The sequence below is a fragment of the Sphingomonas sp. OK281 genome, assembly GCF_900115295.1.
GTDB lineage: Bacteria > Pseudomonadota > Alphaproteobacteria > Sphingomonadales > Sphingomonadaceae > Sphingomonas.
The window spans coordinates 507011-526200 of the sequence record NZ_FOVZ01000001.1; the positions used below are offsets into that span (position 1 = coordinate 507011).

Annotated in this window: 19 protein-coding genes and 1 tRNA gene; 12 read left to right on the forward strand and 8 right to left on the reverse strand. The window is 64.9% G+C overall.

Features of this window, described 5'->3' with window-relative positions:
- Positions 1–29 precede the first annotated feature (29 nt).
- The 5 genes from ccmE to BM244_RS02430 all read left to right on the forward strand — a co-directional run bounded on the left by ccmE (position 30) and on the right by BM244_RS02430 (position 4066).
- Positions 30–476, forward strand: coding sequence for a cytochrome c maturation protein CcmE (ccmE, locus tag BM244_RS02410; protein ID WP_093397148.1), 447 nt, complete (start codon positions 30–32; stop codon positions 474–476).
- Positions 473–2386 (forward strand): heme lyase CcmF/NrfE family subunit, encoded by a 1914-nt coding sequence (locus tag BM244_RS02415; RefSeq protein ID WP_093397149.1) that lies wholly within the window; start codon positions 473–475, stop codon positions 2384–2386. Before ccmE ends, BM244_RS02415 begins: the two co-directional genes overlap by 4 nt.
- Positions 2383–2910, forward strand: a complete 528-nt coding sequence (locus BM244_RS02420; protein ID WP_093397151.1) for a DsbE family thiol:disulfide interchange protein — start codon at positions 2383–2385, stop codon at positions 2908–2910. Before BM244_RS02415 ends, BM244_RS02420 begins: the two co-directional genes overlap by 4 nt.
- Before the next feature lie 146 nt (positions 2911–3056).
- Positions 3057–3428, forward strand: a complete 372-nt coding sequence (locus BM244_RS02425; protein WP_254784299.1) for a cytochrome c-type biogenesis protein — start codon at positions 3057–3059, stop codon at positions 3426–3428.
- Positions 3428–4066 carry a tetratricopeptide repeat protein gene (locus BM244_RS02430; RefSeq protein ID WP_093397152.1) on the forward strand — a complete coding sequence of 213 codons (639 nt, stop codon included), beginning with the start codon at positions 3428–3430 and terminating at the stop codon, positions 4064–4066. Before BM244_RS02425 ends, BM244_RS02430 begins: the two co-directional genes overlap by 1 nt.
- A gap of 138 nt (positions 4067–4204) precedes the next feature.
- Here BM244_RS02430 and BM244_RS02435 read toward each other — a convergent pair whose 3' ends face one another.
- Together BM244_RS02435 and ald are read right to left on the reverse strand one after the other, a co-directional pair.
- Positions 4205–4423 carry a DUF3072 domain-containing protein gene (locus BM244_RS02435; protein ID WP_093397154.1) on the reverse strand — a complete coding sequence of 73 codons (219 nt, stop codon included), beginning with the start codon at positions 4421–4423 and terminating at the stop codon, positions 4205–4207.
- A 51-nt stretch (positions 4424–4474) separates the two neighbouring features.
- Complete coding sequence (gene ald, locus BM244_RS02440) at positions 4475–5581, reverse strand: alanine dehydrogenase (protein ID WP_060524450.1); 1107 nt, start codon at positions 5579–5581, stop codon at positions 4475–4477.
- A 133-nt stretch (positions 5582–5714) separates the two neighbouring features.
- Here ald and BM244_RS02445 point away from each other — a divergent pair, with 133 nt between their 5' ends.
- The 6 genes from BM244_RS02445 to BM244_RS02470 all read left to right on the forward strand — a co-directional run bounded on the left by BM244_RS02445 (position 5715) and on the right by BM244_RS02470 (position 12564).
- On the forward strand, positions 5715–6149 hold the full coding sequence (locus BM244_RS02445; protein WP_368086045.1) for an Lrp/AsnC family transcriptional regulator: 435 nt from the start codon (positions 5715–5717) through the stop codon (positions 6147–6149).
- 399 nt (positions 6150–6548) lie between these two features.
- Positions 6549–8396 (forward strand): potassium transporter Kup, encoded by a 1848-nt coding sequence (locus BM244_RS02450; RefSeq protein ID WP_093398055.1) that lies wholly within the window; start codon positions 6549–6551, stop codon positions 8394–8396.
- Positions 8397–8565: 169 nt separating this feature from the next.
- Positions 8566–9087, forward strand: coding sequence for a 2'-5' RNA ligase family protein (locus BM244_RS02455; RefSeq protein ID WP_093397156.1), 522 nt, complete (start codon positions 8566–8568; stop codon positions 9085–9087).
- A 66-nt stretch (positions 9088–9153) separates the two neighbouring features.
- Positions 9154–9230, forward strand: a tRNA-Met gene (locus BM244_RS02460).
- Positions 9231–9406: 176 nt separating this feature from the next.
- Positions 9407–11779: an FdhF/YdeP family oxidoreductase gene (locus BM244_RS02465; RefSeq protein WP_093397157.1), complete on the forward strand. Its 2373-nt coding sequence runs from the start codon at positions 9407–9409 to the stop codon at positions 11777–11779.
- Complete coding sequence (locus tag BM244_RS02470) at positions 11776–12564, forward strand: formate/nitrite transporter family protein (RefSeq protein ID WP_093397159.1); 789 nt, start codon at positions 11776–11778, stop codon at positions 12562–12564. The genes BM244_RS02465 and BM244_RS02470 overlap by 4 nt, the downstream gene beginning before the upstream one ends.
- Positions 12565–12597: 33 nt before the next feature.
- On the opposite strand, the gene fdhD is transcribed toward BM244_RS02470, so the two are convergent.
- Genes fdhD through BM244_RS02485 form a run of 3 tightly spaced genes read right to left on the reverse strand, consistent with a single transcriptional unit; the run spans position 12598 to position 16186 of the window.
- On the reverse strand, positions 12598–13389 hold the full coding sequence (fdhD, locus tag BM244_RS02475; RefSeq protein WP_093397160.1) for a formate dehydrogenase accessory sulfurtransferase FdhD: 792 nt from the start codon (positions 13387–13389) through the stop codon (positions 12598–12600).
- Positions 13386–13931 carry a molybdenum cofactor guanylyltransferase gene (locus BM244_RS02480; protein ID WP_368086056.1) on the reverse strand — a complete coding sequence of 182 codons (546 nt, stop codon included), beginning with the start codon at positions 13929–13931 and terminating at the stop codon, positions 13386–13388. Before BM244_RS02480 ends, fdhD begins: the two co-directional genes overlap by 4 nt.
- A complete protein-coding gene (locus BM244_RS02485; protein ID WP_093398057.1) occupies positions 13898–16186 on the reverse strand; it encodes an FdhF/YdeP family oxidoreductase in 2289 nt (762 codons plus the stop codon). Before BM244_RS02485 ends, BM244_RS02480 begins: the two co-directional genes overlap by 34 nt.
- A 126-nt stretch (positions 16187–16312) precedes the next feature.
- On the opposite strand from BM244_RS02485, the gene trxB reads away from it, so the two are divergent.
- Positions 16313–17281, forward strand: a complete 969-nt coding sequence (gene trxB, locus BM244_RS02490; protein WP_056048273.1) for a thioredoxin-disulfide reductase — start codon at positions 16313–16315, stop codon at positions 17279–17281.
- Positions 17282–17383: 102 nt separating this feature from the next.
- Here trxB and BM244_RS02495 read toward each other — a convergent pair whose 3' ends face one another.
- From BM244_RS02495 to BM244_RS02505, 3 genes are read right to left on the reverse strand one after another with little or no spacing between them, the layout of a single operon-like run.
- Entirely contained in the window at positions 17384–18160 is a 777-nt protein-coding gene (locus BM244_RS02495) for a hydrolase 1, exosortase A system-associated (protein ID WP_093397162.1), read from the reverse strand.
- Positions 18148–18825 carry an alpha/beta hydrolase family protein gene (locus tag BM244_RS02500; protein WP_093397163.1) on the reverse strand — a complete coding sequence of 226 codons (678 nt, stop codon included), beginning with the start codon at positions 18823–18825 and terminating at the stop codon, positions 18148–18150. Before BM244_RS02500 ends, BM244_RS02495 begins: the two co-directional genes overlap by 13 nt.
- A 29-nt stretch (positions 18826–18854) precedes the next feature.
- Positions 18855–19133, reverse strand: a complete 279-nt coding sequence (locus BM244_RS02505) for an acyl carrier protein (RefSeq protein WP_093397165.1) — start codon at positions 19131–19133, stop codon at positions 18855–18857.
- Between the last annotated feature and the right edge of the window lie 57 nt (positions 19134–19190).

A 19190-nucleotide genomic window follows, 5' to 3' on the forward strand; every position in this document is an offset into this window, starting at 1 on the left:
AGCTACCTCGCGATGCGTAGGTCCGAGAAATGAAAGCCAAGCATCAACGCCTGACGCTGGCGCTGCTGGCACTCGGCGCAGTGGTCGTCGCGGGGCTGCTGGCGCTGTCCGCTCTCAAGGACCAGGCCGCGTTCTTCTACGCGCCCTCCGACGTGCGCCGCGACGGCCTCCCGCTCGGACGCGCGGTAAGGCTCGGCGGGATGGTCGAGGGCGGTTCGGTCAAGCGCGCCGCGGATGGCATCACCGTGCACTTCGTCGTCACCGACGGCCAGGCAACCACACCGGTCGTCTTTGCCGGCATCGTCCCGGACCTGTTCCGCGAGAAATCGGGCGTCGTCGCCGAAGGTCAGTTCCAGTCCAACGGCAGCTTCGTCGCGTCGAACCTGCTCGCCAAGCACGACGAGAAATACATGCCGCCGGAGATGGCCGGCAAGATGCACGAAACCAAGACGCTCGAACCGGACGCCAAGCCGTGATCGCCGAAGCAGGCCTTGCCGCGCTCTGGTTTGCTGGCGCGCTGGCGGCGTTGCAGCTGGTGATGGCCGCGATTGGTATCGCGCGCGGTCGTGAAGACGTTGCGGCGGCGGTCCGGCCGGTGGCGATCGTTCAGGGCCTGCTCGCACTGCTGGCTCTGGTGCTGCTGATCGAGCTATTCCTCGATTCCGACATGTCCGTGAAGCTGGTCGTCGAAAACAGTCATTCCGCCAAGCCGTGGCTCTACAAGTTTGCCGGTGCATGGGGGAATCACGAAGGCTCGATGCTGCTCTGGGTGACGATCCTCGGGCTGGCCGGCGGGGCAGTGGCGATCTTCGAGCGCTCGCTGCCCGAACGCACGCTGACCGCGACGCTCGGTGCGCAGGCGACGATCGCGCTCGGCTTCTACGCTTTCCTGCTGTTCTCCTCGAACCCTTTCGCGCGGCTCAATCCGGCTGCTGTCGATGGCCTCGGGCTCAACCCGCTGTTGCAGGACCCTGGCTTGGCGTTCCATCCGCCGACGCTCTACACCGGCTATGTCGGCCTCTCGGTCGCGTTCTCGTTCGCGGTCGGTGCGCTCGTCACGCGTGATGTGGGGCCGGCGTTCGCGAAGGCGATGCGCCCCTGGGTGCTTATCGCGTGGATATTCCTGACGCTCGGCATCACTGCGGGGTCGTACTGGGCGTATTACGAGCTCGGCTGGGGCGGCTGGTGGTTCTGGGACCCGGTCGAGAACGCGTCGTTGATGCCGTGGCTCGCCGCCACCGCGCTGCTCCATTCGGTAACCGTGCTCGCAACCCGCGACGGCCTGCGAGCCTGGACGATCATGCTCGCGGTCGTCGCGTTCTCGATGTCGATGATCGGCACGTTCCTCGTACGGTCGGGCATCCTGACGAGCGTGCACGCGTTTGCGGTCGATCCGGAACGCGGGGCGTTCATCCTCGCGTTGCTCGCGATCTACATCGGCGGGGCGCTCGCGTTGTTCGCCGCGCGGATCGGCACCGTCCGCGCGGGCACGACCTTCGATCCGGTCAGCCGTGAGGGCGGGCTGGTCGCGAACAACCTGCTGTTGTCGGTGATCCTCGGCATCGTCCTAATTGGCACGCTCTACCCGATCGTCGCGGCAAGCTTCGGCGTGCAGCTTTCGGTTGGCCCGCCATTCTTCAACAAGGCGGCAGGGCCGATCGCATTGCTGCTGGTCGCGGTGATGGCGGTCGGGCCGCTGCTGCGCTGGCGGCGTGACGACGCGAAGGCGGTGCTGCGCCGCGTGATGCTGCCGATCGGCGCGACGCTGGTCGCGGCAACCGTACTCCTGTTCGTTTGGCCCGGTGTGCTGCCGTGGGCGGGGCTGTCGCTGGCTGCGGGGCTTGCCGTCGCGAGCGTTGCGCCTCTTTGGAAGCGCAACCTCAGGCGCACGCCGTTGTTCACCTATGGCATGGTCATCGCGCATCTCGGCATCGCGGTCAGCCTCGCCGGGATGGCGTCGGACAGCGCGTTCACCAAGGAAACGCTGGTTGCGGTGCGCGCGGGCGAACCGGCGCGGGTCGGGCCGTACACCGTGACGCTCGACGGCATTTCGCCGGTGATCGGCGAGAACTGGTCGGCACTGGAAGCGCGGCTGACCGCGACGCGCGGTGGCAGCGAAAGCATCCTGCGCCCGCAACTCCGCTTCTTCGCCAATCCGCCGACGAGTACCAACGAGTCCGCGATCCTGACTGTGCTAGACGGCCAGCTTTATACCGTACTCGGCCAACCGGACGGGCAGGGGCGTTGGCAACTCCGCCTCTGGTGGAAGCCGTTCGTGACGCTGATCTGGTTCGGCGGCGTGCTGATCGCGCTGGGCGGTATGCTTTCGCTGATCGGTCGGGTGCTGCGCGAGCGACGCGCTGCGATACGGGTTGAATGGGTATGAAGCGGTTCGCTCTCTGGGCGCCGCTGGCGATTTTCGCGCTGCTGTTCGCGGTCGTGGCGAGCGGGCTGTTCCGGCCGGCGGAGAAGGTGGTGCGATCGGCGATGGTTGGCAAACCGCTCCCCGATTTCGCGCTGCCGGCGATGATCCCCGGCAAGCCGGGGTTGAGCAGCGCGTCGTTCCGGCAGGGCAGGCCGCGGTTGCTCAACGTGTTCGCGAGCTGGTGCATCCCGTGCATCGCCGAGGCACCGCAATTGATGCGTCTGAAGGCGATGGGCGTGCCGATCGATGCGATCGCGATCCGCGATACCGCGCCGGCGATTGCCGGGTTCCTGCGCCGCAACGGCGATCCGTACGAGCGGATCGGCAGCGATCGGGCCAGCCAGGTGCAGTTGGCGCTGGGGTCGTCGGGGGTGCCGGAGACGTTCGTGATCGATGGTCGCGGGATCGTAGTGAAGCAGATTATCGGCGATATCCGACCGGAGAATGTGGATGAGATCGTGCAAGCCGTGAAGGACGCGCGGTGAGGGGGGCAAACCGAGTTCCCCTCCCGCCTGCGGGAGGGGTTAGGGGGGGGGCTACTGCCCGCTTACTCAGCGTACGCGCGCGTCATGCCCTCCCCCGACCCCTCCCGCGAGCGGGAGGGGAGGTTCTTGCCGCGCTGTTGTTCTGCATTTCGCCGGCCTTCGCCCAGCCGGTCACTCCGCCAGCGCATTACGCCAACGTGCAACTTACCGACCCCGCGCAGGAAGCTTCCGCACGCGCGCTGATGGAGACGCTGCGCTGCCTCGTTTGCCAGGGCCAGTCGATCGCCGATAGCGATGCCGACATGGCCGCGGACATGCGTGCTCTGGTGCGTGAGCGGATCGAGCGGGGAGAGAAGCCTGCCTCGATCCGCGACTGGCTGATCGCGCGCTACGGCGACTACGTGACCTATGATCCGCCGCTATCGGGGCTGACGTGGCCGTTGTGGCTGGCGCCGATCCTGCTGCTTGGCGTCGGCGGCTGGATCGCGCGGTCGAGCTTTCGGCGGAGGACACGCTGATGGGATACGTCTGGCTCGCCGCGATCGGGGTGGGAGCGTTTGCACTGCTCGCGGTGCTGAAGGTGAACCGTGTCCTGTGGACGATGGTCGCTGCGGCGCTGATGCTAGGTGCGGCGGGGTATGCGTGGCAGGGGCAGCCAGGGCTTGCCGGGCATGAAGTGTCTACCGGGCTTGCAGCAACGCCGGACGACAGCGCGATGCTCGAACTGCGCGACCAGATGCTCGAGCGGTATACGGGGGCGGCGGCGTATCTGGTTGCGGCTGACGCTATGACGCGGATCGGCGACCGGCGCGCGGCGGTGCAGGTATTGCTCGGAGGGCTCAGGATCGCCCCGAAAAGCGTGGTCATGTGGACCGGGCTCGCCAACGCGCTGGCGGCGCACGACGCCAATCAGGTTTCGCCGCCTGCGTTGTTCGCGTTTCAGCAGGCGATGCGACTAGCGCCGAAGCATCCGGCTCCGCCGTTTTTTCTGGGTTTGGCGTATGTGCGGGCGGGGGAGTTCGCGACGGCTCGGCCGTATTGGGCGAAGGCGCTGGCGTTGACGCCGGCCAATATTTCGTACCGAGGCGAGATCGCTACTCGGCTCGCGTTGCTGGACCGGTTTCTAGCTATGCAGGATGGACCTCATCAGCCTTAGAACAGTCATCCCCGCGGAGGCGGGGATCCAGATTGGCAAACGGCGGTGAATTCCCAACGGCGGTAGCTTTTATGGATCCCCGCCTACGCGGGGATGACGGTGCGAACAGGGTAAGAGACGGTGTATGTTCGGCGTCGCTTACTGCCCGCGACCGGTCTTCGACTGCAGTTCGTCGATCTTCTTCGATGCATCCGCCTTGGTCAGCGTCTCGTCGAATTCCTCATGCGCTTCCTCGGACAGCGTCTTGAGGTAGCTCGCCTGTGCACCAGTCATCTTTTCGTCGCCGGTGGTCCAGTCGTCCGGGTCCTTCTCGGTGTTCGAGAATGGTTCGGACTTGGGGTTCGGGGTGTCGGACATTGGAAATTCCTTTCCCCTGTCCAACACCCATGTTCCGTATCCGTTCCCGCGTCAGCCGGCCCAAGCTTCGTAAGGTAAACCTAGATCATCGGCGACCGCCTTGTAGGCGATCTTGCCCTTGTAGACGTTCAGCCCGTTGGCGAGATGCGGGTCGGCCTTCATCGCCGCCTCGGCTCCCAGATTGGCGAGCTTCAGCGCGAACGGCAGGGTCGCATTGTTCAGCGCGAACGCCGACGTGCGCGCGACGGCGCCGGGCATGTTGGCGACGCAGTAATGGATCACGCCATCGACCTCGAACACTGGGTCCTCATGCGTCGTGGCATGCGACGTCTCGAAGCACCCGCCCTGGTCGATCGCGATGTCGACCAGCACCGAGCCGCGCTTCATCGTCTTCAGCATCTCGCGCGTGACGAGCTTCGGCGCAGCGGCCCCCGGCACCAGCACCGCGCCGATCACCAGATGCGCATTCTTCACCGCTGCCGCGATCGCCGCCTTCGACGCATACGCCGTCTTGATCTGGCTCGAGAAGAACATGTCGAGTTCGGCCAAGCGATCGTTCGAGATGTCGTAGATCGTCACGTCCGCGCGCATGCCGACCGCCATCTGCGCCGCGTTGACGCCAGACACGCCACCGCCGAGGATCGCGACCTTCGCCGGCGCGACACCGGGCACGCCGCCGAGCAGGACGCCACGTCCGCCCTGCTCCTTCTCGAGATAATGCGCGCCGACCTGCACCGACATGCGGCCCGCGACCTCGGACATCGGCTTCAGCAACGGCAGCCCGCGGCGGTTGTCGGTGACGGTCTCGTACGCGATGCAGGTCGCGCCGGACTTCATCAGCCCCTCTGCCTGCGGCTTGTCGGCGGCGAGATGGAGGTAGGTGAACAGCAGGTGGCGCGGTTCGAGCATCGCGATCTCGCTCGGCTGCGGCTCCTTGACCTTCACGATCATGTCGGCGCCGGCGAAGACCGCGGCGGCAGTCGGCAGGATCGTCGCACCCGCGTCGATATAGTCCTGGTCCTCGAAATCGATGCCCGATCCGGCCTGCGTCTCGACGACGACCTCGTGACCGGCGGCGACCAGTTCGGCGACCGACGGCGGGGTCAGGCCGACGCGGTATTCGTGGTTCTTGATTTCCTTGGGGACACCGACGCGCATTGATTCCACTCCATTATCGTTTGCGCCATACTAGCGCGCCTTGGACGGGAAGGGTTCGCAAACTGGTCTCGGTGCGATATCGCATCTGCAAGATGATTGCATCTATCGTCACCAAAACGGGATAATCTTGAGCATGACGATCGAACGCAGGATTCTGGACCTGCTCGCCGCCAATTCCGACGTGACCAGCGCGGAGCTCGGCGACGCGGTCGGTCTGTCGGCGAGCGCGGCGCATCGCCGGGTCGCGCAGTTGCGGGAGAGCGGCGCGATCACGGGGTATCGTGCGGTGCTGTCGCAGGCGGCGCGGGGTGATCCCAGCATCGTCCTCGTCAACGTCACGCTGCGGGATCAGCGCAAGGAGACGATGGCCGCGTTCGAGGCCGAGATCGTCGAGTGCCCGCAGGTCGTACAATGCTTCCTGATGAGCGGGGAGGCGGATTACATGCTCCACGTCGAGATCCGTCACGGCGAGACGTTCGAGCGCATCCACCGGGAGACGCTGTCGCAATTGCCGGGGGTGACTCGGCTGGCCTCGCACTTCGTCATTCGTGAGGTCGTACGGCGCTGAACGCCGGCGACTCTTCTCCCCTCCCTGGAAGGGAGGGGCGGGGGTGGGTCGGCTTCCGTATTACCGAACGCTGGCGACACAAGCGGACCGACCCACCCCCAACCCCTCCCTTCCAGGGAGGGGAGAGGATCGTCGGCATCTCTCTCTCTCTCTCTCTCTCTCTCCACGCTGGTCGGATCAGCCCCAGTTAATCCACGCTAACCGCCTCGCCGTTGCCGCCCTCTACCCCGCATGCTAAATGCGCGCGCTTGGGGCACAGGGTGAAATCGGAAATTCGATGAAGATTGCTGCACTTTCGGGTCGATTCACCGTCCAGTGAGCGTCGACCAGACCGCCGCGGCTTCGACCGTGCCACCCGCCAATCTCGATCTCGAGACGGGGCATCACAACTCCGACGGCATGCTGAAGCTCGCCTTCGGTGCGATCGGCATCGTCTTCGGCGATATCGGCACCAGCCCGCTCTACGCCTTCCGTGAGACCTTTGCCGGCCACCACAAGCTCGCGCTCGACGCGGCGCACATCATGGGCGTCATCAGCCTGATGTTCTGGTCGATGATGATCGTCGTGACGGTCAAGTACGTCATCATCATCATGCGCGCCGACAACAAGGGCGAAGGCGGCAGCCTTGCGCTGCTCGCGCTCGTCTCGGGCAAGACCAAGACCAAGCGCTGGAGCCGCGGGATCATCCTGCTTGGCGTATTCGCGACCGCGTTGTTCTACGGCGACAGCATGATCACGCCCGCGGTGTCGGTGCTGTCTGCGGTCGAAGGTCTCGCGGTCGCGGCGCCCGCTTTCGGTGGCCTGGTGCTGCCGATCGTGATCGTGATCCTGATCGCGCTGTTCTGGGTGCAGAAGAGTGGTACCGCACGGATTGGGCTCGTGTTCGGGCCGATCATGCTAGTGTATTTCAGCGTCATCGCGGTGCTCGGTATCCTCAGCATCGTCCAGACGCCCGAGGTGCTCTGGGCATTGTCGCCGCACTACGCGGTCGAGTTCTTCATCATCGATCCCGAACGGGCTTTTCTGGCACTCGGATCGGTCGTCCTTGCGGTCACCGGCGCCGAGGCACTGTACGCGGACATGGGGCATTTCGGCCGCAAGCCGATTGGTCTGTCGTGGCTGTTCTTCGTACTCCCCGCGCTGATCCTCAACTATATGGGGCAGGGTGCGCTGCTGTTCCGCGACGGTCGCGAGGCCTTGGTCAGCCCGTTCTACAATCTCGCCCCCGAAAGCCTCCAGCTCCCGCTCGTCATCCTGGCGACGATGGCCGCGGTGATCGCGTCGCAGGCGGTGATCTCGGGCGCGTTCTCGGTGACGCAGCAGGCGATCCAGCTCGGCTTCATTCCGCGCCTTCGCATCGAGCACACCAGCGCCTCGACCGCGGGCCAGATTTACATCCCGCTCGTCAACGGTGCGCTGATGGTCATGGTGATCCTGCTCGTGCTGTTCTTCCGCACCTCGTCGAACCTGACGAGCGCGTACGGAATCGCGGTGACCGGCGCGATGTTCATCGACACGTGCCTGCTCGGCGTCGTGCTGTTCCGCCTCTGGAACTGGCCGAAGATCGCGGCGATCCCGCTGCTGGCGATCTTCTTTACCGTCGACGGCGCGTATTTCGCGGCCAACCTGACCAAGGTACCCGCGGGCGGCTGGTTCCCGCTGCTGGTCGGCTTCATCATCTTCACCTTCTTGACTACCTGGTCGAAGGGGCGGCAATTGATGATCGACCGGATGCACGAGGCGGCGATGCCGATAAAGGTGTTCATCGGCTCGGCCGCCAGCTCGGCGTCGCGCGTGCCGGGAACCGCGGTGTTCATGACCTCGACCGCGGATGGCGTACCGCACGCGCTGCTCCACAACCTCAAGCACAACAAGGTGCTGCACGAGCGCGTCATCCTGCTTACCGTGAAGATCGTCGGCCAGCCCTATTGGCCTGCGCACGACCGTGCGGTGCGCGAGGAGCTTGGCGACGGCTTCCACCGGCTCGTGCTGCGCTACGGCTTCATGGAGGACGCCGACGTGCCCGCGGCACTGCGCCAGGTCCATAATTGCGGTGCGGACTTCAAGATGATGGACACCAGCTTCTTCCTGTCGCGCCAGACGCTGCTCGCGTCGGACAAGCCCGGCATGATGATCTGGCGCGAAAAGCTGTTCGCGTGGATGCTGCGCAATGCGGAAAGCGCGATGGAGTTCTTCCGCCTGCCGACCAACCGCGTCGTGGAGTTGGGTAGCCAGGTCGAGATTTGATGCGTCGTTCGACTCAAACCCCCGATTGGTTCTGTGCGCCTCTTTCCTGGACGATTACTCCCCCCCGGCGAAGGCCGGGGTCCAATTGGAGAGGTCATCGTAACGGAGCGCGACGCTCGTCATCGACGTCCCCCAATTGGACCCCGGCCTTCGCCGGGGGGGTTTTTCTATGACTACGGGCCCTACCGAAGTAGCCCCGATCATCGTCACCGCCTTGTTCGGCCGCCAAGACACCGCGTTCTTCGATGCCATGCGGCGCGAGCATTTTCCGCCCGAGCGCAACCAGCTCGACGCGCACCTGACGCTGTTCCACCACCTGCCGCCCTCGGGCCTCGACGAGCTCAAGCACCGGCTCAACCAGGAAACGCGCGGCATTCGTGCTCCACAGGCGCGTGTGGGCGGCCTGATGTCGCTAGGGCGGGGTGTCGCCTACCGGATCGAGTCCCCAGAACTGGTTGGTATCCGTGCGCGCCTTGCCGACGCGTTCACCGGCATGCTCACCCCGCAGGACGCCGGCGGGTGGCGGCCTCACGTCACCATCCAGAACAAGGTCAGCCCGCAGGTCGCCAAGCTTCTGCTCGGCAATCTGCAGCGCGATTTCGCGCCGAAGGACGTCGAAATCGCCGGTCTGGGCGCGTGGTGGTATCGCGGCGGACCATGGGAAGCGATTTCCCGGCACATGTTCGCTTGACCGCCTCGAAACCGCTTCCTATAGGCCGCGCCTCGCAGGGAAGAACGCTTCCCTGACGGACGGTACGGCGAAGTAGCTCAGTTGGTTAGAGCACGGGAATCATAATCCTGGGGTCGGGGGTTCAAGTCCCTCCTTCGCTACCATTTTAGACCTAGCGCACGGCGCTCGTGGTCCAGCTCCCGCGACATACGCAAGCGATCACCAAGTGCGGGAAACTCGTCTTCGCAATCGCAAAATGCCGTTCTATTGCCTTGGGTTAATGGTCGTCGCGCTGTGTATTCGGTGTTCGCTTCGGTCCGGCCTTACGGGAGAGACGAGCATGCGTGACAAACGCCCTGATGGGATCGCCGATTATACGGGTCCGGCTGGCGGCTGGGGCGCGCTGAAGGCGGTTGCCGTCTCGCTCAAGGCGCAGCAGATCGTCGTGCGCGGCGGTCAGACGTTGCTCAAGTCGAACCAGCCCGACGGCTTCGATTGCCCGAGCTGTGCATGGCCCGACCCGAAACATACCTCCTCGTTCGAATTCTGCGAGAACGGCGCCAAGGCTGTCGCGTGGGAGTCTACCGCCAAGACGATCGGCGCCGATTTCTTCGCCGCGCACAGCGTGTCCGACATCTGGAAGCAGAGCGATCACTGGATCGAGGACCAGGGCCGCGTCACCGAGCCGCTACGCTACAACGCCGCCACCGATCACTATGAAGTCGTGAGCTGGGCGGATGCGATGCGCGAGATCGGCGCTGGCCTCGCCGCCGTTCCCGATCCGAACCAGGCCGAATTTTACACCTCGGGCCGCTGCTCGAACGAGGCGGCGTTCCTGTTCCAGCTGTTCGTGCGGCTCTACGGCACCAACAACTTTCCCGACTGCTCGAACATGTGCCACGAGGCGACCTCGGTCGGGTTGCCGAAGTCGATCGGCATCGGCAAGGGCACCGTCAGCCTCGAGGATTTCGACCACGCCGACCTGATCCTGTCGATCGGCCACAACCCCGGCACCAACCATCCGCGGATGATGGCGACTTTACGCGAAGTGTCGAAGCGCGGTGGCAAGATCATCGTCTTCAACCCGCTCAAGGAACGCTCGCTCGAACGTTTCGAATCGCCGCAGTCGGTGGTCGAGATGGCGACGATGTCGGCCACCCCGATCGCCAGCAGCTATTACCAGGTGAAGGTCGGCGGCGATGCGGCTGCGCTGAAGGGCATCGCCAAGGCGCTCGTCGCACTCGACGAGGCTGCCAAGGTGTCCGGTGGCGAGCGCGCGCTCGATCACGCATTCATCGCCGAGCATACCGCGGGCCTCGACGACTATATCGCCGATCTCGCGACGACCGAATGGGCGGATATCGAGCGCTCCAGCGGGCTCTCGCGCACCGATTTGGAGGAAGTCGCGCTCGCCTATTCGAAGTCGAAGTCCACGATCTGCTGCTACGGCATGGGCGTCACGCAGCATCGCACCGGCACGACCAACGTCCAGCAGATCGCGAATCTGCTTCTCCTGCGTGGCAACATGGGCCGCCCCGGCGCGGGCATCTGCCCCTTGCGTGGTCACAGCAACGTCCAGGGCGACCGCACCGTCGGCATCACCGAGCGCCCGATGCCCTTGCTACTCGACAACATGCGCGACGTATTCGGGTTCGAGCCGCCCCGCGAGCACGGCCACTCGGTGGTCGAGAGCATCGCCGCGATGCGCGACGGCCACGCCAAGGCGATCGTCTGCCTCGGCGGCAACCTCGCGATCGCCTCATCCGATCCGCAGGCTTGCGCGGAAGGGTTCCGCAACCTGGATCTCGCGGTCCACATCACCACCAAGCTCAACCGAACGCAGTTGCTGATGGCGAAGGCGACGTACGTCCTGCCGTGCCTCGGCCGGACCGAACTCGACATGCAGGCGACCGGCCAGCAGTCGGTGACGGTCGAGGATTCGATGTCGATGGTCCACGCCTCGCGCGGCTTCCTGATGCCGCCGGGCGACAACGTGAAGTCGGAGATCTGGATCGTCGGCGAGATCGCCAAGGCGACCTTTGCTGCCAAGGGCCGCGCGCCGATCGAGATCGACTGGGATGCGTATGTCGGCGACTACAGCCTGATTCGCAACAAGATCGAGGCGGTGTTCCCAGCGTTCGCCGACTACAACGCACGTATCCGCAAGCCGGGCGGCTTTCACCTGCCGAACTCGGCAGCGATGCGCGAGTGGAAGACGGACAGCGGTAAGGCGAACTTCATCGTCGCCAAGGGCGTCGAGGAGGACGAGAGCGCAGGCGATCCGACCGTGCTGCGGCTCACCACGCTGCGCGCGCACGATCAGTACAACACCACCGTCTACAGCCTCGACGATCGCTATCGTGGCGTGTTCGGGCGCCGCGACATCCTGTTCATGAACGAGCGCGACATGGCGCGGCTCGGGCACAAGGAGGGCGACGTCGTCGACATCGCCACCGCGCTCCAGTTCGCCCGGCCCGACCGCGTCGTGCAGAAGCTGATGCTGGTCCGCTACGCGCTGCCCGATGGCTGCGTCGCCTCCTACTACCCCGAAACGCAGCCGTTGATTGCGCTCGAGGATCACGATCCGCAGAGCTTCACCCCTTCCTACAAATCCATCCCGGTGACCGTCCGTCCCGCCGCTGCCGACATGGGTTCGGATCGCGGCGTGGTGCGCGCGGGGATCGTCGGGCACGAGAGTAAAGTACACGCATGAGCACCGGCTATTCGTCGACGATCGACACCTACGCGACCCTCGCGGCGACCAAGGCGGAGGCGTTGCGGCGTTCTCCCGCGGGGTTCTTCGCGGGCGCGATCCTCGCGGGCACGTATATCGGCATCGCGATGATCCTCGCGCTCAGCACGGGTTCGGGGCTCGAACCCGGCGTGCGTCCGCTGGTGATGGGCGCGACCTTTGGGCTCGGGCTGATCCTGACCGTGTTCGCAGGCGCCGAGCTGTTCACCGGCTATGTGATGTATCTCGGCTTCGGCCTCGCGCGCCGGACGATCACGATCGGAGACGCGCTCAAGCTCGCCAGCGTCGTGTGGATTGGTAACTTGGTCGGCGGCGTTGTGCTGTCGGTGGTGTTCGCGGCAGGCGGCGGCGGGGCGATCTTCGCCAACGCCGATACGATGTTCCACGCGTACGTCCTGCACAAGGTATCGGTCGACGCGACCGCGCTGATGGCCCGCGCGATTCTGTGCAACTGGCTCGTCTGCCTCGCGATCTGGACCGCGGCGCGAATGACCGGCGACACCGCCAAGTGCATTGCGATGGCCTGGATCCTGCTCGCGTTCGTCGCCGCCGGGTTCGAGCATTCGGTCGCCAACATGACTGCGCTGACGCTCGGCCTGCTGGTGCCCAACTCGTCGATCGACCTCGCCGGCATGATCCGCAACCTTGCGATCGTCACCGTCGGCAACACGATCGGTGCCTTGGTCTTCGTCGTCGGCGGCTATCTGGTCGCGTCGAAGACGGACGCGGTACAGGCCGCCAAGTAACGGCGGTTTCGCGTAGCAGCAGCGGCTCTGCTGCTACGCGAACACGTCCCACGGATCGTTGACGACTAGGATCGCGTCGCTGCGGGCGAGCGCGAGCAGCGTCAGGCCGTGCCCGCGCGCATGATCGATTGCCAGGCTGGTCGGTGCGGATATGCCCACAAGCATCGGCGCACCGGCGATCAGCGCCTTGTCGACCATCTCGAAACTGATCCGCGACGTGACGAGGATGAAGCCGTCGATCGGCTGCCCCTTGATCGCGATGCCGCCGACGAGCTTGTCCAGCGCATTGTGACGGCCGACGTCTTCGTACGCCGAAACGATCCGACCCTCGCGATCACACGCGGCAGCGGCGTGGATCGCGCCCGTAGCCGCGTTCAGAGGCTGGTGAGCGCGCAGGCCACCAAGAGCGGCAAACAGCGCGTCGACAGGCGTGTCGGGCTTTGGCGGCGTCCTTGAGACCGGTTTGCGGAGCTGTTCGAGCCCGGAGATCCCGCACAGCCCACAACTCGTGTCGCTGGTCCGGTGGCGGACACGGTCGTGGATGCGGCCCTTGCAACGATCGGACAGCCCTACACGGACGATCCAGCCCGCCTCTGCCTCGAAGATATCGATGTCGCGCACGTCGTCGGCGCTGTCGGCGAGGCGCTCGGTCAACAGGAAGCCGGTCGAGAATTCCTCCAGGTTGGCGGGCGTCATCATCATCACCGCATAACCAAGCCCGTCGATCTCGATCGCGACGGGCACTTCGATCGCGATGGCGCGCTCACCCGCGGTAATCGAATCAGGCCGCAGGATCTTGATCGCTTGCGTGTGCGACGTGGTCATAGGGTCTTAAGGTCCTGCGGCGTGTTGACGTTCGGGATAGGCGCACCCGCCGGGATCGGGATAGCCCCGATCGCCTCCGCCCAACCGCGCACGGATCGCCGCGGCACGGTCTCGATATGGGTCAGCAAATTGCCGAGCAAACCCGTCTCCCAATGCCCGAGCACCGGGGCGTCGGGGCAATAGGCGGAGGCACGTCGGGACAGCGCCGTCAGCAACCCGTCCGGCAACCACGGCATATCGCACGCGATCGTGACCACTGACGTGAAGCCGCGCGAGGCCGCATAACCGAGCGCGCCGGCGATGCCCCCCAATGGCCCGATATCCGCCCTCGGCAGGTCAGGGATCGCGCCGTCACGTCCCGCGATTACCGCGGTCGCGACATGAGGCAACAGCAGCGCCCGCGCATGCTCGGCCAGCACGCGCCCGTCCAACACCGCCATCGCCTTGTCGGACCCGAAGCGCGACGACCGCCCGCCCGCCAGTACGACGCCGAGAATACGCTGCTCGGTCAGCGCGTCTTCTCGATCCGCACCGGCACGGATTTCGCTGCCGGAACATGGCTTTCGCGGGCATGGTGAGCAACCGGTATGAGCAGATTGCACTCGGGGTAATACGCGCCGAGGCAACCCTCGGGAATCGCATATTCGACCACGCGCAGCTTGTTCAGGCGGCGATCCGAATTGTCGCCCGCGTCGCCGACCAGATCGACGTCGTCGCCATCGGTGATCCCCATCCGGATCATGTCGCTGCGGTTCATGAAGACGATGTCGCGCGTGCCCTTCACGCCGCGGAAGCGGTCGTGATAGCCATAGACGGTCGTGTTGAACTGGTCGTTCGACCGCAGAGTCATCAGTCGGAAACGGCCCTCCGCCTCCTCGAACCCGGTCACGTTCAGCGCCTGCGGGACGTTGATCTCCGCCTTGCCGCTCTTCGTCTTCCACTCGCGGTGCGCCGCCGGCACGCCCTTCCAGAACCCGCCGGGCGTGAACATCTGGTCGTTGAAGTTCTTGAACAGGTCCGGATACGTCACTTCGATCGCATCGCGGACGCGTGCGTAATCACGCACCCACGCATCCCAATCGAGCTTCGGATTGGGCGCGAGCGTCGCTTTGGCGATTCCCGCGACGATTGCAGGCTCGGACAGCAACGTCTCGGAAGCCGGCGTCGCCTTGCCCTTCGACCCGTAGATCTGGCTGAACGAATCCTCGATCGACACGCTTTGCGGACCGGTGCCCTGCATGTCGGTCTCGATCCGACCGAGGCAGGGGAGCAAATACGACGTCTCGCCAGGCAGCAGGTGCGAGCGGTTGAGCTTGGTCGCGATATGCACCGTCAGGTCCAGTGCGCGCCATTTCGGCTCCATCCGCGCATGATCCGGGATCGCGCGGACGAAATTGCCGCCAAGCCCGACGAACGCCTGTGCGCTGCCGTCGAGTACCGCCTCGCACGCCTCGACCGTATCCCAACCCTTCTCGCGCGGCGGCTCGAAGCCGTATTGCTCGGCGAGTTTGTCGAGCGGCGCGAGTTCGGGCTTCTCGGTGATGCCCACGGTGCGCTGGCCCTGCACGTTCGAATGACCACGGACCGGCCCCATGCCCGCGCCGGGCTTGCCGATGTTGCCGCGGAGCAGCATCAGATTGACGACCATGTGGACGTTGTCGATCCCGCCGACGTGCTGCGTCAGCCCCATGCCATACACCGCGATGACCGCCTTCGACTTGGCATAGACCTTCGCCGCCGCCTCGATCTCGGTGCGGGGCAGGCCGCTCTCATGCTCGATCGTCGCCCACTCGGTCGCGCGCGCGACATCGGCGAACGCCTCGAACCCTGTCGTGTGCTCGGCGAGAAACGCGTGGTCGAGCACCGGCAGGCCATTGATCCGCTTGGCGTTGTCGTCGGCTTCGATCAGGTATTTGCACATCCCCATGATCGCGCCGACGTCGCCGCCGGTCTTGAGCTGGTGATATTGCGAGGCGATCGGCGTCGACTTGCCCGTCACCATCTCCAGGGGGTTCTGCGGATCCTGGAATTTCTCGAGCCCGCGCTCCTTGAGCGGGTTGAACACGACGATCTCGACCCCGCGCTTTGCACAGTCACGCAACGGATGCAGGAATCGCGGGCTGTTCACGCCAGGGTTCTGCCCGAAGTAGAAGATCGCGTCGCACTTCTCATAGTCCGACAGGTGGATCGTGCCGACCGCGGAACCGATCGCCGACTTGAGCCCGACCGAGGTTGTCTCGTGGCACATGTTCGAGCTGTCGGGCAGGTTCTGGCTGCCATACATCCGCGCGAGCAGGCTATACATGTACGACGTCTCGAGGCTCGCGCGACCCGACGCGTAGAAGATCACCTTGGTCGGATCATACGTCTTCAGCTTGGCGCCAATACCCGCGAACGCCTCATCCCAGCTGCATGCCGCATACTTGTCGGTCGCGGCATCATATTTCAGCGGATGCGTGAGCCGCCCGGCCTGTTCGAGATCGTAATCCTTCCAACCGATCAGCTCGCTGACCGCATGCTGCTCGAAGAACGCCGGCGTCACCCGGAACGAGGTCAGCTCCCACGCTGTTGCCTTCGCGCCATTCTCGCAGAACTCAGCAACATGCGGATGCGCAGGCTTGCCCCATGCGCAACTCACGCACGCGAAGCCATCCGGCTTGTTCTGCCGGGCCAGTTCGCGGATCACTTCCGGCCCGACCTTCTCGCGCGCCGAGATTTCGACGAGCGACTTCATCGAGCCCCAGCCGCCTGCTGGTGCGGTGTAATCCTCGATCTCTACGGTCCGGTCGTCGCTCATGCTCATCTCCGCTTTTATTGTCCAACGCAGTGGCAAAGCTTTCGATGCAGGCACCACAGATTTACCGACGGTTCAAATCCGACCGCGCATCCCCTAGATGCAGTCTCGAATCTCCAAGGAACTGCAATGACTACCCATACCACACGCATGCTTATCCTCGGCTCGGGCCCCGCCGGGCTATCCGCCGCGATCTATGGCGCGCGTGCCGGGATGGCGCCGATCGTCGTGCAGGGCATCCAGCCCGGCGGCCAGCTGACAACCACCACCGACGTCGAGAATTACCCCGGCTTCAAGGACGTGATTCAGGGGCCGTGGCTGATGGAGCAAATGCAGGCACAGGCCGAGCATGTCGGCACGCGGATGATGTGGGACACGATCGTGCAGGTCGACCTGACCAGCCGCCCGTTCCGCCTGATCGGCGACAGCGGCGACGTGTACGAGGGCGACACGCTGGTGATCGCGACCGGCGCACAGGCCAAGTGGCTCGGCATCGACAGCGAGGAGCCGATGAAGGGCAAGGGCGTCAGCGCCTGCGCGACCTGCGACGGATTCTTCTATCGCGGCAAGAAGGTCGCCGTCATCGGCGGCGGCAATACCGCGGTCGAGGAGGCTCTGTACCTGACCAACCACTCGCCCGACGTGACGCTGATCCACCGCCGCGATTCGCTGCGGTCGGAGAAGATCCTCCAGGAACGCCTTTTCGCGCACAAGGGCGTGACGGTGCTCTGGAACAAGGAGGTTCGCGAGTTCGTCGACGGCGGCGGCAACGCAGGGCTGGTCGCGCTTGAGCTGGAGGACACAGTGACCGGCGAGCGCTCGCGGCTCGCGGTCGATGGCGGGTTCGTGGCGATCGGGCATCATCCGGCGACCGAGCTGTTCCGCGGCCATATCGACCTCGATTCGGACGGGTATATCTCGGTCGAGACGGGTTCGACGCGGACTAGCGTCGAGGGCGTGTTCGCGTGTGGCGACGTCGCGGACAAGGTGTACCGGCAGGCCGTGACGGCGGCCGGGACGGGCTGCATGGCGGCGCTGGATGCCGAGCGGTTCTTAGCGGCGGCCGAGTTTGCAGAGTTGGCCGAAGCCGCGGAATAACGCTCGCGGCCTTCGTCATCGTCATCCTGACGACAGTCGATACCAAGGTTCCAAACGATAGCGGTTATGGCTCTGGTCCTGCGTTCATAAGGACCAGAGCAGCTACTTCTGCGCCATCACGTCAACAATCGCGGCGTGGAGCGCTGCGGCGTTCTCCGCCCCGGCAAAACTATGTGACGCCGTGTCGAACCGCTTCACTTTCGCGCCACCGCGATACCGGGCGGCAAAGGCTATCGCGGTCGCGTCGCCCGTCGCGAGGACGATGGCGGCGTCGTCGTGCCAGCCGTCAAGCGCGGTCAAGACGTTGGTCGCTAGTGAAGCACGCTCTTCAGTCTTGGCGGTCACAACCCTTTTTAAGCCTCTGAGAAGCTTGGTAACGCTGACCTTTCCTTTCAGCGCGCGTCCCCAGGTTGCGGGGTCGCGAAGCGCGCTGTGATAGCGGGCCCGTATCGCGGCGGCGGGGAGGAGGTCGTCGATCGGTTGCACGACCCAGGGGTTGGCGACGATGATCCGGTCGATCCCTGCCGATCGTCCGAACAGCGCGAGCATGCTGGCCGCGTCGCAATTGCCGAAGCCGACCAATCGGGTGACACTAGGGGCCGCGCGGCGGAACGCGGTGGCGGCTGCGATCAGGTCAGGTTCGGCGCTGAGGAAGCCGTTATTGTCGCCCGTCGAATCGCCGACGCCGCGGCGGTCGTAACGGAATACGGGTGTGCCAGCGGCGGCCAATCGATGTGCCAGCATCGCCATGCCGCGATGTGCGCCGCTGCGGATTTCATTGCCGCCGGACACAATGAGCAATCCTGTAGACCCGTCCGCCTCGTCCAGCGTTGCGACGAGGCTTTCGCCGTCGCAGGGGAACGCGATCAGCGTTCGCACGATGCGATCCAGTGTGAGATGTCATCGGCAAGTATTTGAGCCAGTGTAGTATCATTGTCCGGCTCTGACCGGCGCCACAGAGGCGATGCAGCATATTTTACGTCTGCTTCGCGCGGGTCGGATTCGAGCCTGACAACGCGCAGGGGGCTCGCTCCAGCATAGGGTTTGGCGTCGTGGAGGTCGGCCAGCATTTCACGGGAGAGCGTGTTGCCTGCATATTCGGTTTCGCTGGCGGGAGCGGAGCGGGGGGTCGCTCGCGTGCGATCCAACTCGCGCAACAGATTCTCGCCTGATTGCGGAGACAGCTGCCAACGGCCGGAGAGGGCAGCGTCGATATCGAAGAGCGCGCCGCTTCTTATCGAAATGCCGTAAGTATTCCGGCCAAGTCGCTGAGCAAGCTCGGTATAGGCTGTCCGCTGGTCGCGGAGTCGCGCTTCGCCGGTGACGATGACGCTTTCGCCGGTGCCGGGGAGATCGGGAAGCACGCTGCCGATCCCATGATCCGCAAGTTCGCGTAAAATCGTGACGAGGAACTGACGGGTCCGGTTCGCTTCTTCGAACAGCGGGAGGGCTGCGATGACGATCGGGCCGGCATCGGGGCCGAACCGCAGCATCGCTTCGCGGCCGCCGCTCCAGTCATAGGTATCGAAGCGCAGGGCGGTCATCCCGGGTGAGGCTAGACCCCCCGTTAAAGCTAGACCAGTGCCTTGCTGGCAGCAAACTGGACGAGCGCGCCGAACGTCTCGAGCATCTCGCCGTCGATCTCGTCGTCCTCGATCAGGATGCCGAGCCGGTCTTCGAGCTCGGTCAGCACACTCGCCACCGCCATCGAATCGAGTTCTGGCAGCGCGCCGAACAGCGGTGTGTCGGCTGTGAACGCGGCGACACGGTCCGCGCTCAGACCGAGGATATCGGCGAGGACGGCGCGTACCGTCGTTTCGACTTGGGAAGTGCCTTCGAAGATCACGAGCATCGCCTGAACGGTTAGGAACCCGGCCCCGCTAGCGTGTGGGGGTGAATTCGGCAACGG